Origin of the sequence: Streptomyces flaveus (assembly GCF_014647675.1) — a bacterium.
In the GTDB taxonomy this organism is placed as follows: Bacteria; Actinomycetota; Actinomycetes; order Streptomycetales; family Streptomycetaceae; genus Streptomyces; species Streptomyces flaveus.
The window spans coordinates 57,454-72,603 of the sequence record NZ_BMPQ01000040.1; the positions used below are offsets into that span (position 1 = coordinate 57,454).

At 69.9% G+C, this 15,150-nt stretch carries 15 protein-coding genes and 2 pseudogenes; 10 read left to right on the plus strand and 7 right to left on the minus strand.

Annotated features, from left to right (window positions below):
• Positions 1-61 precede the first annotated feature (61 nt).
• Complete coding sequence (locus IEZ21_RS41760; protein ID WP_189327041.1) at positions 62-424, plus strand: DUF1304 domain-containing protein; 363 nt, start codon at positions 62-64, stop codon at positions 422-424.
• The gene (locus tag IEZ21_RS41765; RefSeq protein WP_189327042.1) at positions 421-984 is read left to right on the plus strand and encodes a TetR/AcrR family transcriptional regulator; all 564 of its coding nucleotides are present in this window, start codon (positions 421-423) and stop codon (positions 982-984) included. The genes IEZ21_RS41760 and IEZ21_RS41765 overlap by 4 nt, the downstream gene beginning before the upstream one ends.
• Before the next feature lie 93 nt (positions 985-1,077).
• Here the strand turns inward: IEZ21_RS41765 and IEZ21_RS41770 are convergent, their stop codons facing one another.
• Together IEZ21_RS41770 and IEZ21_RS41775 are read right to left on the minus strand one after the other, a co-directional pair.
• A complete protein-coding gene (locus IEZ21_RS41770) occupies positions 1,078-2,184 on the minus strand; it encodes an NAD(P)-dependent alcohol dehydrogenase (RefSeq protein WP_189327043.1) in 1,107 nt (368 codons plus the stop codon).
• A gap of 167 nt (positions 2,185-2,351) precedes the next feature.
• Entirely contained in the window at positions 2,352-3,806 is a 1,455-nt protein-coding gene (locus tag IEZ21_RS41775; RefSeq protein WP_189327044.1) for an aldehyde dehydrogenase family protein, read from the minus strand.
• A gap of 103 nt (positions 3,807-3,909) precedes the next feature.
• Between IEZ21_RS41775 and IEZ21_RS41780 the strand changes: the two genes are divergently transcribed.
• Together IEZ21_RS41780 and IEZ21_RS41785 are read left to right on the plus strand one after the other, a co-directional pair.
• Positions 3,910-4,350, plus strand: coding sequence for a MarR family winged helix-turn-helix transcriptional regulator (locus IEZ21_RS41780; protein WP_189327045.1), 441 nt, complete (start codon positions 3,910-3,912; stop codon positions 4,348-4,350).
• A 204-nt stretch (positions 4,351-4,554) separates the two neighbouring features.
• Complete coding sequence (locus IEZ21_RS41785) at positions 4,555-4,935, plus strand: anti-sigma factor antagonist (protein ID WP_189327046.1); 381 nt, start codon at positions 4,555-4,557, stop codon at positions 4,933-4,935.
• Between the two features lie 43 nt (positions 4,936-4,978).
• Here the strand turns inward: IEZ21_RS41785 and tuf are convergent, their stop codons facing one another.
• Complete coding sequence (tuf, locus tag IEZ21_RS41790) at positions 4,979-6,172, minus strand: elongation factor Tu (RefSeq protein ID WP_189327047.1); 1,194 nt, start codon at positions 6,170-6,172, stop codon at positions 4,979-4,981.
• Between the two features lie 468 nt (positions 6,173-6,640).
• Here tuf and IEZ21_RS41795 point away from each other — a divergent pair, with 468 nt between their 5' ends.
• Complete coding sequence (locus tag IEZ21_RS41795; protein WP_189327048.1) at positions 6,641-7,291, plus strand: DUF4230 domain-containing protein; 651 nt, start codon at positions 6,641-6,643, stop codon at positions 7,289-7,291.
• Positions 7,292-7,454: 163 nt separating this feature from the next.
• On the plus strand, positions 7,455-8,093 hold the full coding sequence (locus IEZ21_RS41800) for a VanZ family protein (RefSeq protein WP_189327049.1): 639 nt from the start codon (positions 7,455-7,457) through the stop codon (positions 8,091-8,093).
• Between the two features lie 30 nt (positions 8,094-8,123).
• Here IEZ21_RS41800 and bla read toward each other — a convergent pair.
• A pseudogene (gene bla / locus IEZ21_RS41805) lies at positions 8,124-9,043 on the minus strand (class A beta-lactamase).
• 105 nt (positions 9,044-9,148) lie between these two features.
• Positions 9,149-9,385 carry a hypothetical protein gene (locus IEZ21_RS41810; protein ID WP_033319037.1) on the minus strand — a complete coding sequence of 79 codons (237 nt, stop codon included), beginning with the start codon at positions 9,383-9,385 and terminating at the stop codon, positions 9,149-9,151.
• Positions 9,386-9,658: 273 nt separating this feature from the next.
• Between IEZ21_RS41810 and IEZ21_RS41815 the strand changes: the two are divergent.
• A pseudogene (locus IEZ21_RS41815) lies at positions 9,659-10,387 on the plus strand (FUSC family protein); the annotation flags it as partial.
• 10 nt (positions 10,388-10,397) lie between these two features.
• On the opposite strand, the gene IEZ21_RS41820 reads toward IEZ21_RS41815, so the two are convergent.
• Both IEZ21_RS41820 and IEZ21_RS41825 read right to left on the minus strand, forming a co-directional pair.
• Positions 10,398-12,467 (minus strand): zinc ribbon domain-containing protein, encoded by a 2,070-nt coding sequence (locus IEZ21_RS41820; RefSeq protein WP_246568745.1) that lies wholly within the window; start codon positions 12,465-12,467, stop codon positions 10,398-10,400.
• 4 nt (positions 12,468-12,471) lie between these two features.
• On the minus strand, positions 12,472-13,110 hold the full coding sequence (locus IEZ21_RS41825) for an IS607 family transposase (RefSeq protein ID WP_189327050.1): 639 nt from the start codon (positions 13,108-13,110) through the stop codon (positions 12,472-12,474).
• A gap of 265 nt (positions 13,111-13,375) precedes the next feature.
• Here IEZ21_RS41825 and IEZ21_RS41830 point away from each other — a divergent pair, with 265 nt between their 5' ends.
• The 3 genes from IEZ21_RS41830 (at position 13,376) to IEZ21_RS49020 (ending at position 15,103) form a co-directional block, all read left to right on the plus strand.
• A complete protein-coding gene (locus tag IEZ21_RS41830) occupies positions 13,376-13,993 on the plus strand; it encodes a LysE family translocator (RefSeq protein WP_189327051.1) in 618 nt (205 codons plus the stop codon).
• A 27-nt stretch (positions 13,994-14,020) separates the two neighbouring features.
• A complete protein-coding gene (locus tag IEZ21_RS41835) occupies positions 14,021-14,737 on the plus strand; it encodes an MOSC domain-containing protein (protein ID WP_189327052.1) in 717 nt (238 codons plus the stop codon).
• A 279-nt stretch (positions 14,738-15,016) separates the two neighbouring features.
• Positions 15,017-15,103: a hypothetical protein gene (locus tag IEZ21_RS49020; protein WP_373302364.1), complete on the plus strand. Its 87-nt coding sequence runs from the start codon at positions 15,017-15,019 to the stop codon at positions 15,101-15,103.
• Positions 15,104-15,150: the final 47 nt, after the last annotated feature.

Consider the following 15,150-nt stretch of genomic DNA (forward strand, 5'->3'; position numbering starts at 1 on the left):
ACCTGTCCAGGAAATCTCCAGGGCAACAGGCGACACCCACCCCTCAGAGGAGCCCCTCGTCATGGCAGTGCTCGCGAACGTATTGGTCGGGCTGGTGGCTGCCCTGCACGCCTACATCCTGGTTCTGGAGATGTTTCTGTGGGAGCGGAAGCCGGGGCGGGGGTTGCACGGGTTCGATCCGGAGATGGCGCGGGCCACCGCGCCGATGGCCGCCAACCAGGGGCTCTACAACGGGTTTCTCGCCGCGGGCCTCGTGTGGGGGCTGGTCGCCGGGGATCCGACCGGATTCCGCGCGCAGGTCTTCTTCCTGGTGTGCGTGATCGTCGCGGGCGTCTACGGAGCCGTGACCGCGAACCGCCGCATCCTGTTCGCCCAGGCACTGCCCGGCACGCTCGCCCTGATCGCCGTCCTCGTCTCCCAGTGACCCCGGTCCCCACACCCGACCCCCGAGCCGAACGCACCCGGGCCAAGCTGCGCCGCGCCCTCCTCGACGAGTGCGCGCGGCGCCCGCTGTCGGAGGTCAGCGTCGCGGCCCTGGTGCGCGGGGCCGGAGTCGGCCGGGCCACGTTCTATCTGCACTATGCCGACCTGGAGGCGCTCGCGGTCGACGCCTGCGCCGATGTCGTACGCGATGCCGTGGACGCCCTGCACGCCTGGCGCGGCCGGCCAGACCCCAGATCCGCGCCACCCGCGCTGCTGGCGTTCTTCGAGGGCCTGCCCCCGCACGCCCCGCTCTACCGCGCCCTGTTGAGCCCGGGCGGCCAGGGCCCGCTGGGCCGCGTACTGCATCACGACCTGCGCGCCCGCAGCCAGGCCGAGCGCGAACTCGTCGGCGCCCCCGAGGCACCGCTCATCGCCTCCGCCGTGGCCGCGACCTTCGCCGGTGTCCTCGCCGACTGGCTGCACGGACTCATCGAGGCCACCCCGGAGGAGATCGCCCACCGGGTGTGGCGCCTGCTCGTCACCCTGAACCTCAGCCAGTAGGGAGCCAGCAGGGCCTGCGATCACCGCTGCCACCCGGCCCGGCTGAAGAGGCGCCCCATCGCAGGGGATCGCGGGGCGCCCCTTGCTCACCCGTCAGCCGAAGGTCAGTACCGGCTTGATCGCCTTGCCCGCGCCCATGTCCTGTACGGCCTGCCCGATGTCCTCGAAGGCGTACTTGCTGATCAGCCTGTCCAGCGGCAGGCGGCCCTCGCGGACCAGCTTGACCAGGGCGGGAATCGCGGTCTGGGTCTCGTTGTCGCCGAGGGTCAGGCCCACCACGCGCTTGCCGCCGAGCATTCCGTTGACGTCCAGGGCGACCTCAGAGCCGAACGGCGGGGCGCCGACGATGACCACCGTGCCGCGCGCTGCGAGCGCGTCCACGCCCGTGCGCAGGACGGCGACGCTGCCGGTGGTCTCCACGACCCCGTCGGCCCCGGCGCCGTCGGTGATCAGCTGGATCGCCTCCAGGATGTCCCCGTCACCGGCGTTCACGGTGTGCGTGGCACCCAACTCGCGGGCCAGCTCAAGCCGTTCGGCCACCTTGTCGACGGCGATCACCGTGGTCGCGGGCGTCATGGCGGCGGCCATCACCGCGGACAGACCGACCGCGCCGGCCCCGAGGATCACCAGCGTGTCGCCCGTCCTGGGCTCCAGCACGTTCCACACGGCGCCCACCCCGGTCTGCACACCGCAGCCCAGCGGTGCGATGGACTCCAGCGGTACGTCCCGGTCGACCTTGACGAGGCTGCGCTGGTCCACCAACGCCCGCTCGGCGAACGAGGACTGGCCGAAGAAGTGGCCGCCGAGGGGTTCGCCGTCGCGGCTGATGGTGCTGGTGCCGTCGGGCCGGCGCCCGCCGATCAGGTTCAGCGGCAGCCAGGTGGCGCAGTAGGCCGGGTGGCCGTCGCGGCAGTTCTTGCAGCTGCCGCAGGAGGTGAAGGACATCAGGACGTGGTCGCCGGGCTCGATGCCGGTGACGTCCGAGCCGACGGCCTCGACGACGCCCGCGCCCTCGTGCCCGAGAATTCCGGGCAGCGGGAACGGCAGACCGCCGCCGGCCACACCGAGGTCGGTGTGACACAGCCCGGCGGCGACCATCCGGACGAGCGCCTCGTTGGGGCGCGGTTCGTCGAGCTCGACGGTGGACAGCGTGAACGGCGCTCCCCCGGACTCGACCACGGCTGCACGAGTGGTGGACATACTCAACTCCTCTTTTCGATTGTGAGCACTCCGGAGCGCTGCAGCCGGTGTTGAGAGCGCGACCGTGCTCAGCCCTCCTTCGTCGGGCCTCCGCGCGGTCGCGCTCTCAACACCGTCGCGCTCCTGCGGCTCACTGGTTGCAGGGATTGCGGGGGTTGCGCTTGCGCTCAGTCGAGCGAGATGACGACGGACTTGACCTTGGTGTACGCGGCGAGCGCCTCGGGCCCGTACTCACGGCCGAAGCCGGAGGCCTTGACCCCGCCGAAGGGGACGTTGGGGTCGAGCATCGCCCAGTCGTTGACCCAGACGATGCCGGCCTCGATACGGTCGGCGACGCGGTGCGCGCGGGCGAGGTTGGTGGTCTGGATGCCCGAAGCCAGGCCGTACGGCGTGGAGTTGGCCATCTCGACGGCCTCGTCCTCGGAGTCGAAGGGCTGCACGGTCAGGACCGGGCCGAAGATCTCCTCCTGGACGAGCCGGGAGTCGTTGCTCACGTCCGCGATCACCGTGGGCTTGTAGTAGAAGCCGCCGTTCAGGTCGAGGCGCTCACCGCCGCAGACGATGCGGGCGCCCTCCTTGCGGGCCAGTTCGACGTACTCCTCGACCTTCTTGAGGTGCTTCTCCCCCGCCATCGGGCCGATGACGGTCTCGGGCTGCCGGGGGTCGCCGATGGGCACGCCGGGCACGGCGTCGGCGAGGATGCCGACCACGGTGTCGTACAGCGGGCGGGCGACCAGCAGGCGGGGGCCGCCCATGCAGAACTGGCCCGTGTTGAAGACGAAGCCCTTGATGACGGCGCCGATGGCCTTCTCGAGGTCGGCGTCCTCGAAGACGATGTGGGCCGCGTTGCCGCCGAGCTCCATCGTGACCGGTTTGAGGGCCTCACCGGCGACGCTCGCCGCGTGCCGGCCGACCGCGGTGGAGCCGGTGAAGGCCACCTTGTCGATGCCTGGGTTGCGCAGCAGCGCCTCACCGGCGACCGGTCCTGTGCCGGTGACGACGTTGTAGACGCCGTCCGGGACGCCTGCCTTCTTCAGCAGGCCGGCCATGTAGAGAGCGCTGAGCGGGGTCTCGTCGGCGGGCTTGTGCACCACCGTGTTGCCGGCCGCGAGCGCCGGGGCGATCTTCGAACCGGCAAGGATCAGCGGGAAGTTGAAGGGCGTGATCGCGGCGACCACCCCGAGCGGACCGCGCCGGGTGTAGGCGTGGGCGTTCAGCGGGGTGTCACGGGTCGCGCCGTCCAGGGTCCAGGCCAGGGAGGCGTAGTACTCGTAGTCGTTGGCCGCGTTCGTGACGTCGACGGCGTGGCACAGCGAGATCGGCTTGCCGACGTCGAGGCTCTCCAGGTTCGCGATCTCGTCCGCGTTCTCCCGGATCAGCTCGGCGACCCGGTGCAGCACACGGCCCCGCTCACGGCCGCTCAGCGTGGCCCAGCCGCTGTTGTCGAAGGCGTCGCGTGCGGCTCGTACGGCCGCGTCGACGTCGGAGGCATCGGCCTCCGCGACCGTCGTGACCACCTGCCCGGTGGACGGGTCGATCACGTCCGTGCGCGCCCCACTGGACCCGTCCCGCCACTGCCCGCCGATGAACAGCTGTCCGGGCTCGCTCTCGAAGGTGGCCATACCCACTCCCCAGCCTTGTTCGCCAAGATTCAATCAACAGGATTCCTGTTGGTTCGCAGTCTCATTACAGACAGGTTTCCTGTCAATGCCCTAGGCTGACCTCATGGTCGGCACCAAGGCATCCACCAAGGCACCTCCGTCGCTCCTCTACATGATCAAGCAGGTGGAACTCGTGGTGCGTTCCCACCTGGACGAGTTGCTCAAGCCGGCGGGAATCACGGCGCTGCAGTACACCTCGCTCACCGTTCTGGAGCGGCACGACGGTCTGTCCGCGGCGCAGCTCGCGCGCGACTCGTTCGTCACCGCGCAGTCCGTGGCCGATGTGGTCCGGGCCCTGGAGAACCGCGGCCTGGTACGCCGCGAGCGCAACCCCCGCAACCGACGGGAACTCCTCATCCTTCTCACCGAGTCTGGCCGCGATCTGCTCGCACGGCACGCCGAACCCGTGAGAGAACTCGAGGAGCGCATGATCCGGGATCTCACCGCGCACCAGGCCGACCAGTTCCGCCTTGCACTGTCGAAGGCGTGGCACGCCCTGTCGTAGCGGCACGGCCGTCCCGTCACAGCGACCCGGCCGTACGGATCCGGACCCATAACCGTTGGGCGTCGAACCCCCGCAAACCCAAGACATGTGTCAATCGAACATGCTGGAATTCACCCCATCGGGGTCGAATTCCAGAGTGCTCAGGATGCTCATGGTCTTCCAGGCATGGTCTTCCAGGGCGGGGAACGGTGAGGTGATGTCGGCGTGCGCAACGGAACCGAGACCCTCACCCCGCATCTGCACGTCCACCGGGACCGCGGGCACACCGTGCTGGAGTTCCACGGCGAGATCGACATCATCGCGGCGCTGGAGATCGTCCCGTTCCTGGACGCGGCGACGGGGCGGCCCGGTGCGCAGGTCGTGCTCGACCTGCGGCACATCGAGTTCTTCGACTGCTCGGGACTGCGCTTACTCCACCGGGCCCGGCTCCGGGTCCTCGACCGCGGCGGGCGACTGCGGCTGGTCTGCACCCACCCGTTGGCCCTGCGCATCTTCCAGGTGACCGGCCTCGACGCGCTTCTGCCCCCGCTGCCGACTCTGGACGAGGCCCTGGGGCAGTCCGAGGCCACCTCCGGCTCCGTATGACCTGCCTGCGACCTGCCCCGGAGGCACTTCGGAGGACCCGGGGCTACTTCACGATCTTGGTGACCTGACCGGCGCCGACCGTCCGGCCGCCCTCACGGATGGCGAACTTCAGCCCCTCCTCCATGGCGACGGGCTGGATCAGCTCGACATTCATGGTGGTGTTGTCGCCCGGCATGACCATCTCGGTGCCCCGCGGCAGGGTCACCACACCGGTCACGTCCGTCGTACGGAAGTAGAACTGCGGACGGTAGTTGTTGAAGAACGGCGTGTGCCTTCCTCCCTCGTCCTTGGACAGGATGTACGACCGCGCCTCGAACTCGGTGTGCGGAGTCACCGAGCCCGGCTTGATGATGACCTGGCCGCGCTCGACGTCCTCGCGCTTCACGCCGCGCAGCAGCAGACCGCAGTTCTCCCCGGCCCGTCCCTCGTCGAGGAGCTTGCGGAACATCTCGATGCCGGTGACCGTGGTGGTGGTCTTCTCCGGCTTGATGCCGATGATGTCCACGGTCTCGTTGACCCTGAGGACACCACGTTCGATACGGCCGGTGACGACCGTACCGCGGCCCGTGATGGTGAAGACGTCCTCGATCGGCATCAGGAACGGCTGGTCGACATCGCGTACCGGCTCGGGCACGAACTCGTCGACGGCCCTGAGGAGTTCGAGGACCGACTGGCCCCACCGCTCGTCGCCCTCGAGGGCCTTGAGCGCGGAGACGCGGACGACCGGGACGTCGTCGCCCGGGAACTCGTAGTCGGTGAGCAGCTCGCGCACCTCCAGTTCGACGAGTTCGAGGATCTCCTCGTCGTCCACCATGTCGGCCTTGTTCAGGGCGACGACGATGTACGGCACGCCGACCTGACGCGCGAGCAGGACGTGCTCCTTGGTCTGCGGCATCGGGCCGTCCGTGGCGGCGACGACGAGGATCGCCCCGTCCATCTGGGCCGCGCCCGTGATCATGTTCTTGATGTAGTCCGCGTGACCGGGGCAGTCGACGTGCGCGTAGTGCCGGTTCTCCGTCTGGTACTCGACATGCGCGATCGAGATCGTGATGCCGCGCTGACGTTCCTCCGGCGCCTTGTCGATCTGCTCGAACGGCGTGTACGGGTTCAGGTCGGGGAACCTGTCGTGCAGCACCTTCGTCATGGCTGCCGTGAGGGTCGTCTTACCGTGGTCGATGTGACCGATGGTCCCAATGTTCACATGCGGTTTGGTCCGCTCGAACTTCGCCTTGGACACTGCAGGCCCTCCTGATCACCTGGGTGACGCCGAGCGCGCTTGGCTTGGTCCTGTCGCCGCGTTCTCTCACTGTTTGCGGCCTTTTCTTCAGAATACGCGGGTATGACGGGCCTTACCGAGCGGCGGCTGCGGACCTCGCGCCAAAGCCCCCGGTCACTGGCTCACCCGTTCACCGGCAGTCGCAGCGGGCACCCCTTCAGGGGTGCGGGGCTGTATCAATGTGCGGCTCCTCCCCCGCTCTCGGCTCCTCCCCCACTCTCGGCTTCGCTCGAGCGGGGGGACCCCCATGAGCGGGGAGATCCCCATCGTGGGCGTGACCAGCCACGACCCACCCGCAGCTTCGAACCGCGATCCCAGCGGAGCGCCCAGTGCGCCGCCAGTGACCCCGTCATCGGTCGTATTCGACCAAGAGAACGGTCTCCCAAGGGATTTGAGGGGTATTCATCAAACGGGAAGGAGGTCGTTCACATGACGACGTCCCTGAAGCGCCTGCCCGGATGGGCGAAGCTCCTGAGCGCGGTACTCCTGGTACTGGTGGTGCTCTTCGCCGGACTGCGGCTCAGTCTGCTGCCCGGACTGGGCGATGTGTTCCGCGAGGACACCCACGACCGTTCGGGGCCCACGCTCCTCAAGTCGATCCAGGACATCAGCCGTTACGACGCCGCCTCCGGCAACTTCCAGGTGGTGGTGGATCTGGAGAAGGACGCCCGGTTCCTGCCCGACGCACTCCGCGGCACCCGCACCCTGTACGTGGGTGCCGGCACCGTGGACGCCTATGTGGACCTCGGAAAGGTCGGCGAGAACGACGTGACGGTCAACAAGGACCGCACGTCCGCCACGCTCAAACTCCCGCACGCCGCACTGGGCAAGCCCGCCCTCGACCCCGACCAGTCGTACGCCGTGTCCAAGCAGCGAGGTCTCCTGGACCGGCTCGGCGACATCTTCTCGGACAACCCGAACGACGAACGCGCCGTGCAGCGGCTCGCCGCCCGGCACATCGGCGACGCGGCGAAGGACAGCAAGCTCACCGCCCGCGCCGAGGAGAACACCACCGGCATGCTCAAGGGACTGCTGGGCTCCCTGGGCTTCAAGGAGGTGAACGTGACCTATGGGGCGTGAGCCCCGTCGCCGGTCGTCCGGTGCGTGATGTGTTCCTCGGGTTCCGGTCCGGAACCCGAGGAACACACACGCGGCGGCTGGTTCGCACCGGCCGGTCGGCATTGTCGACCGATCCCGGGGTAACTGTCTTCCTCGAAGCGCCAGTTGAACTCTGGAGGGTTGCATGGCCCGTGCCCAGAAGTCACGTTCGAGCACCCAGAAATCAGGCACCCCGAAATCAGGTTCAAGCGCCCCGAAGTCCCGCTCAAGCGCCGCAAAGGCACGCTCGAGCACCCAGAAGTCCCGCTCCCGTACGGCGAAGCCTGGCCGCAAGCCGACGCCCGCGCCGAGCGGCCGACGTCCCCTGCCCCTCGTCGTACGCCTGCTGGTGCTGGTGGTAGCCGTCGCCGCCATGGTGGCGTTCGCCGCCGCGCTGGCCCGGATCACGCTCCAGCCCTCGCCCGCCTCCGAAGCGCTGACGCACAGCAACCTGCACCCCGGCCGCTCCCTGCGGGCCTACCTGGACCAGCCCGAACTCCGCGACGCGGCCAGGCAGATCGGCGGCAACCTCCTCCTCGGCGTCCCCTTCGGGATCCTGCTGCCCGTGGTACTCCCCCGGGCGCGCGGCATCCTGCGGGTGCTCGCGCTGACCGCGGCGGTGATGCTGCTCGTCGAGCTGGTGCAGGGGGCGCTGATCACCGGGCGCGCCTTCGACATCGATGACGTACTGCTCAACACCACCGGGGCGATGGTCGGTTATCTGCTCCTCGGCAGGCGGATGGGCCGGGCCGTGCACCCGCGCAAGCCCAAGGGCACGGCCTGAACCGTGTCCGGTTCGCTCGCCTCGCGACGGCTAGACCAGCGCCTTCGCGAGGAGGGCGGCGGTCTTGGCGACGAGTGGTTCGTCCATCGGGGTGTCGGGTTCGGCGTCGGGCTTCGTGGACAGGACGGCCAGCACGATCGGTGTGCCGTCCGGTGTCCAGGCGATGCCCGCGTCGTTGGTGGTGCCGTACTTGCCGGTGCCCGTCTTGTCGCCGAGGGCCCAGTCCTTGGGCAGGCCCGCGCGGAAGCGGTTGGTGCTGGTGGTGTTGGCGAGCAGCCACGCGGTCAGCTGTCCCGGGGCGTGAGGGCGTCGCCGAGGGCGAGCTTCGCATACGTCCGCCCGATGGCGGCCGGGCTCGAGGTGTCCGTCACGCGCCCCGGTTCGGCCGAGTTGAGTTCGGGCTCCCAGCGGTCGAGCCGGGTCGTCCTGTCCCCGATCGAGCGGCAGAAGCGGGTGATGGCCGTCGGGCCGCCGAGTTCGCGGAGCAGGAGGTTCGCGGCGGTGTTGTCGCTGTAGGCGACGGCGGCCTCGCACAGCTCGGCGACGGTCATGCCGTTCGCGAGGTTCTCCTCCGTGCCGGTGACCGGGGCGCCGCCCGATTCTTCGACGTCCTGCTCGGTGTACCTGATGCGCAGGGCGAGGAACTCGCCGTGCCGGTCGAGGTCCCTCAGGACGGCGGCGGCAGCGAGCGTCTTGAACACCGAGCACATCGGAAAGGTCTCGTCCGCGCGGTACAACACGCTCCGGCCGGTGACGGTGTTGCGTCCGAACACCCCGAGCCGGGCGGAATGCTCCCGCTCGAGATCGTTCAGCGCCCGCGAGATGTCGTCCACCGCTCCCGACGAGGCCGCATGGGCCGACCCGTTCGCGGACACGGCGGCGGCGAGGACCGTACCGGCGCCGAGGGAGAGCACCGCGCGGCGGCTGGGGCGTACTGCCGATAACTCCACGTTCACTGTCTCCTCGTATCGATGATCAGTGTTCGCAGAGGCAAGACTCCCCGCCGGCTCCTCGCGGTTCCCTCACTCACGGGGTGTCGTGGGCCACAGCGGACGCTAGTGGATCGTCCACGTGTGCTTGTCGCCGCCCACCCAGCGGACGGCCTCGGGGTCGTCGGCGTCATGCACCGGGATGCCGTACGCCGCGGCGGCGACCAGGACGTCGGTGAAGGACTTGGCCTCCCCGATGACGGCACCGTCGATCTCCACGATGCGGAAGGGCGGATTACCGGGCTGTACGCCCAGCACCATGATCCGCGGGTGCGAAATGTAGGGGCTTGCGATTTCAGTCATGATCCCACCGGTTCCACACGCGTGCCGCCGCTGAGCCTGCTGGGGCGGCGGTGCCGGTCGTGGCACTGGGCTGCGCCGACAGGGCCGGCGTCCGAACAAGGTTCGCACTTCATGGTGGCACAGCGGGGCTCCGGTGGCCGCTGTGCGGAGCCGTTCCGAGTGACGCGACACCGCCGGCGTGGGTGCGGCATCGGGAAGTGCCGGCCGGTGTGACCTCGTAGCGCCGAGGGCCGGGATGTGTGCGCGTCCCTTCTCTCCGGTTACCCGGCCCGGATGATCCGTGTGACCGAGGCCAAGGACCGGGTGCGGAACGAGTTGCTGACCGTGGCCGATACCGCGCGGCGGGCCGGGCGGGAGCCGGGCAGGGAACGCGACCTCGTCGTGCAGTCGCTCAAGGCCGCCGCGGCGGCGCTGCTCGCGTGGATCGTGGCGGACGAATGGCTCGCCGACCCGATGGCGCTGATGGCGCCCTGGGTGGCCGTGGTCCTGGTGCAGGCCACGGTCTACAGCTCGCTGCGGCAGGGGGCCCAGCAGTTCGCGGCGATCTGCGTCGGCACGCTGCTGGCCTCGGCGGCACAGGCCCTCACGGGCAACACCCTGACCGCCCTCGCGCTGTCCGTCCCGGTGCTGATGCTGCTCGCCAACTGGCCCCGCTTCGGCGACCAGGGCATCTACGCCACGACCACCGCCCTGTTCACGCTCTCCTCGGACACCGTGACGACCTCCGCGATCAGCCACCGCCTCGCTCAGGCCGCCCTCGGGGCCGCCATCGGGATCGCCGTCAACGCCCTGGTCCTGCCGCCGGTCCACCTGCGCGACGTACGCGAGAACCTGGCGGCTCTCGCGCAGGAGACGAGCGACGTGCTGGCCGATATCGCCGAGGACCTGCGGCAGGGCGACTGGGACGCGTCGACCACCGCGCACTGGTCGCGCGCCTCCGCCCGTCTGGCACGCCGGCTCGACGGTCTGCGGGCGGCCAGGGGCTGGAGCCAGGAGAGCGTCTCGGATGAGCTTAGGTTTTCCTGGGCGGGGCCGGGTTTCCGGCCCCGCCCCACTGGAAAAGAGAACTCGGCTGTGCCCCCGGCCGTATCCGTCGTGGGACGGGGGTGGCGTGGGTGTGCAGGTGGAAGCCTGCGCCGAGTCTGGCCCCGCGCGGTTGGTGCCGGGTGGGGGTGCTCATCGTGTGCGGTGCCTGCCGCCGTCCGCGCCGCTGGGGGCGACGCCTTGGTGGCTGGGGCATCCGCCCCGCCGGACGCTTTCCACCCGAACCCGCAGCGGTACGTGCTGCGGGTGTTACGGGTGGGGCGGGGACCCTGCGTCGCTGCCTGGGCACAGGGCGGTTCCTCGTCGGGCCCGCCTTCGTCCGGTCCACGGCAGATGCCTGCGGTCCGGCCGGTCCGGTCGGGTCCGGGTGGGTGTGCCGGACCGGCTGGTCCAGCTCCTGCACCGTGCGGCGGATCACATACGTGCCGCTGTTCCGGTCCAGGACGGTTGTGTGCTGGTGGGTCAGGCCGCGGGCGCCGATGCGCTGCCAGGCGGCCACGTCGCGGTCCGCGCTGTAGCCGCACGCAGCGTTGGGGCAGGTGGCCCATTTCCAGCCGGGCTTCGGGGTGTCGGGGGCGGCGTGGTGGCGGAAGGTGGTCAGGCAGCGCGGGCAGTACTTCGAGGTGCCGCGGGCGGGCACGATGACCACGGCGATACCGTGCCGGGCGGCGGCGTGCCGCACGTCGGTGACGATCTGTCCGCGCACCGAGGAGGACAGGCGGGTGTTGAGGGTGCGGCCCTTGCCGCGGGCCTCCATGTCCCGCAGGTCCTCCAGATAGATCACGCTCGCGTCGGCGGCCCGGGCGTGGGTGACCATGAAATGGGCAGCGGCCCGGGCGATCGCCTTGTTCAGCCGTTCGCGGCGTCTGCTGACCCGGGCATGCTCGGTGCGCAGCATCGTCAGCTTGGCCACGGCCAGCGGGTCGGGGCGCCGTCCGCGGGCGCGCCGGCCGTCGAGGAGTTGTTGCAGGTGTTCTGCTTTGGCCCACAGGTGTTCGGCGTGGATGCGCAGCCGGTCGGCCTTGGCCAGCGCCCCGTCCACGCCCAGGAACACAGGCCGGCCATCGGTGCGCACGGTCGGCTGGATGTCACCGGTCAGCGTCAGGGTGCCGCCGGTGAGCAGGGTGTTCAGGCCGTAGTCGAAGGCCACCGCCCGGCGGTGCCCGTCGCGCTTCGTCTTCGGCGCGGCGGTGGTGTGGGCGAGGTCCAGACGCAGCCGCCCGCCGCGCAGCCGCAGCGTCGGGGCGTGCAGCGCGGCCGAGAGGGGAACAGGGGGCGGCAGGCGGAAGCGGATCCGTACCGGGTGCCAGTCGGCGCGGGTACGTGGGTTTGGGCGCACCGGCAGCCGCACGGTCAGCACCGCGTAGCGGGCCGGGTCGTCCTCGCAGCGGGCCAGGGTGAGGAGTTGCTTGTCGGCGGCGGCCAGCACCACCTGCCGTCCTCCGCCCGGCGCCTCCTCCAGCTCGCACAGGCCGTCCGGCAGACGGCCGTGGCGGGCGTGGAAACGCTGGATCTGCCGAGTGCGGGCACGCAAGACCGATGCGGGCACCGCCGCCCCGTCCGGGCAGGCCGCCCGCAGCGCATCCCACTCCTGGGGGGTGCGCTGCAGCGGATCGCCACCAGCGGGCCAGGTCGCCAGCACCGCGTCCACCAGCTCGGACCGCCAGTGGACGGAGCGCAGTACACGTCCGGCCTGTTCCTCGGCGATCCGGCGGACCCGGTCCGGGACGTACACACCCTCTGGTGCGGCCGCCGCCCAGCCCAGGGTGCGCAGCGCCATCCACGCGTGGGACGGCAGTTTCTCACCCGACAGGGCCTGCCCGGAGGCGAGCCGGTCCAGCCCGGCCCGGCTCCAATGCTCTGCTGTCACGGCGACAGCCATCGTCTCCACCAGCGCCGTCAGCCAGCCCACCCGCTCGGCCAGCACGGCCGCGCCCAGCACCTGGCCGCTGACGGTGTCCAGGCCCCGGAACGCCGCAGCCGGGGCACAGGCCACCCGCTCCGCCTCCCCCGCACCCACCGCGATCTTCCGCCGCATCCCGCTACGCCTCGCTGTCCGCAGCGCCCTGCGCCGACGGGGCGGCTGCCGCCTGGAGCAAGCGCCGACGCGCCTGGCGGGAGCGGATGCCGTACAGGCGGCCGGAGAACGAGGCGACCAGCGACCTGAAGTCGGCCAGCAGTTCCTCGCTGCCGCCGGGTGCCCCGGCCTTGGGATGCAGTACCTCCACCCGCACCTGATCACGGGCGAGCAGCGCGGTGATCCAGGCCGCGCCGAACCGGGCCAGGCGGTCCTCGTGGGTCACCCGCACATGGGTGAACTCCCCGTTCTGTGCTCGTCGCAGGAGCCGGTCAAGTCCCGGGCGGGACTCGCGCAGACCCGAGGCCCGGTCCCGGAACACGGCCACCACCTCGCCCGCGGTACTCGCCCGCAGCTCGGCCTCCTGTGCGGCCAGCGACGACTCCTGACCGGTCCGGCCGGACACCCGCACATACAACGCCTCACGCCGCTCGCGTGCCTGCCCGCCGTTGCCCTCGACCAGCGCCTCCAAGGCCTGGGACGGAAAACGGCGTTCCCGGCCGACCCACACCACCGGGACCTTGCCCGCATCCGCCCACACCCGCAGCGTGTCCGGATGCAGCCCCACCCGGCGCGCGGCCACCGACAGACGAAGAAGCTCCATGGCCGCAAACGCTAAACACCGACAGCATCCAAGGAAAACAAAACAGTTGAGTCACCACTCGAACATGTGAATCCGCCTCGTATCCACGCCACCGGACGCGATCCGTGATACCCAGCCGCACCCAGGAAAACCAGCCCAATCAACCAACTGCGCGCGACCCTCACGTCCCCAAGTAGCGAAGTACGGCCAGGACCCTGCGGGAGGAGGGGCGACCGTGATCGTTGTCACACACGAAGTGCGATGGTCCCACAGCAGACTGACCCTCATGTGGACGCAGATTGCCGCGGCGGCCGGAGTGCTCGCCCTGTTGACCGTGGTGCCGGGGCCGGACATGGCCGTGGTCACCAAGCGCGCGATCGCCTCCGGCAGGTCGGAGGGCCTGCGCACCGCCGCCGGTATCACCACCGGGCTACTGGTGTGGGGCGTGTTCACCGTCGTCGGGCTCGCGGCGGTCCTTGAGGCCTCGGCGGAGGCGTACTTCATTCTCAAGATTTTGGGTGCCGCGTACTTGGCTTTCCTCGGTCTACAGGCCCTGTGGCAAAGCCGCCGCTCCGCGCCGAGGACCGCCGAGCCGGTGGCCACAGGCTCTGGGCGCGCGTACCTGACGGGCCTGACCACCAATGTCCTGAACCCGAAGATCGCCGTGTTCTACACCGGTCTACTGCCGACCCTGACCCCGGACGGACTACCCACGGCAGTCGGCATGGGACTGCTGGTGCTGTTGCACGCGGCACTGACCCTGACCTGGCTCGGCAGCTACGTCCACCTCGTCTCCAGGGCGCGCTCGGTCTTCGAACGGCCCCGCGTCCGGCGCCTGCTGGACCGAGTGACGGGCGTGGTGCTCATCGGTTTCGGGGTGCGGGTGGCTGCGGAAGCCAACTGAGGAGCAACTCATGGGAGGGATGGACGCATGGGTACGGTGCTCGGCACGATAGAGCGGATCTGGCGATACCCAATCAAATCCACCGGTGGTGAGTCGTTGGACGAGGTTGCCGTCGATGCCCGGGGCCTCGTCGGCGACCGGCTCTACGCGGTGCGGGATGCCGATGGCAAGTTCGGCTCGGGCAAGAACACGCGCCGGTTCCGGCGCATGCCGGGACTGTTGCAGCTGCGGTCCCGGTACCCCGGGGGAGCAGTTGTAAAGGTTCCTGAGCTGCTGGACCCGGATGGCGTGCCAGTACTGGATCCCACCACCTACGTGCGGCGTTATCTGGGCCGGAACGACGTCGAAGTGGCTTGCGAGGGCACGGTCTCGCATTTCGACCAGCTCCCCCTCAGTCTCCTGACCACCGCCACCCTTGACTGGGTCCGCGCGGCCGTTCCAGGCGTGCCCGTCGACGAGCGCCGCTTCCGGCCGAACCTGCTGGTGCGGACACCGCCGGGCACACCTGCGTTCGTGGAGGACGAGTGGTTCGGCAGCGCTGCCCGCATCGGCGGCACTCTGCGTATACGGTTCGAACGTTCCAGCGAGCGGTGCGTGATGACCAACGAGGTCCAGCAGGACCTGCCGCACTCCCCGCTGATCCTGCGAGCCATCGCGCAGGCACACGACATGCGGCTGGACGCACTGGCCACGGTCGCACAGCCGGGGCGTGTGCGACTCGGGGACACTGTCGAACTCACCTGATCCACTCCGGTACTTCCGAGAAAGGGGGCGTCGAAGGCGGAGTCGGCCGACTCCGCCGCCACCACCTGGTGCCCGTCCCCGACGTCATCACCCGGCCGAGCTCAACGCCCAAATCGATGCGTGGGCCAGCAGGGCGACCAGCGGCGGATCAGCGAGTGCCCGCGCACCGTCGCCGAGTACTTCGCCATCGAAACCCCCTTGCGGCAGCCGCTGCCGTAAGACCACTTCGAGACCGGGTGGCTGCTGACACCACGGGTCGACCGCTACGCGCAGATCACCGTGCGTCAGAACCACTACTCGGTACCGGTACGGCTCACCGGTCGCCAGGTTCCGGTCCTGCTGCACGCCTCCGAGGTGGTGGTCTGAAGCGCTCCGGGATCGGTGGAGGCTCTATGCGTTGACTCCAGCCGCCG

Coding starts and splice junctions, on each gene's coding strand:
- IEZ21_RS41760 (WP_189327041.1), top strand. CDS start 62: ATGGCAGTGCTCGCGAACGTATTGGTCGGGCTGGTGGCTGCCCTGCAC.
- IEZ21_RS41770 (WP_189327043.1), bottom strand. CDS start 2,184: ATGTCCACCACTCGTGCAGCCGTGGTCGAGTCCGGGGGAGCGCCGTTC.
- IEZ21_RS41775 (WP_189327044.1), bottom strand. CDS start 3,806: ATGGCCACCTTCGAGAGCGAGCCCGGACAGCTGTTCATCGGCGGGCAG.
- IEZ21_RS41780 (WP_189327045.1), top strand. CDS start 3,910: ATGGTCGGCACCAAGGCATCCACCAAGGCACCTCCGTCGCTCCTCTAC.
- IEZ21_RS41795 (WP_189327048.1), top strand. CDS start 6,641: ATGACGACGTCCCTGAAGCGCCTGCCCGGATGGGCGAAGCTCCTGAGC.
- IEZ21_RS41800 (WP_189327049.1), top strand. CDS start 7,455: ATGGCCCGTGCCCAGAAGTCACGTTCGAGCACCCAGAAATCAGGCACC.
- IEZ21_RS41810 (WP_033319037.1), bottom strand. CDS start 9,385: ATGACTGAAATCGCAAGCCCCTACATTTCGCACCCGCGGATCATGGTG.
- IEZ21_RS41820 (WP_246568745.1), bottom strand. CDS start 12,467: ATGCGGCGGAAGATCGCGGTGGGTGCGGGGGAGGCGGAGCGGGTGGCC.
- IEZ21_RS41825 (WP_189327050.1), bottom strand. CDS start 13,110: ATGGAGCTTCTTCGTCTGTCGGTGGCCGCGCGCCGGGTGGGGCTGCAT.
- IEZ21_RS41830 (WP_189327051.1), top strand. CDS start 13,376: ATGTGGACGCAGATTGCCGCGGCGGCCGGAGTGCTCGCCCTGTTGACC.
- IEZ21_RS41835 (WP_189327052.1), top strand. CDS start 14,021: ATGGGTACGGTGCTCGGCACGATAGAGCGGATCTGGCGATACCCAATC.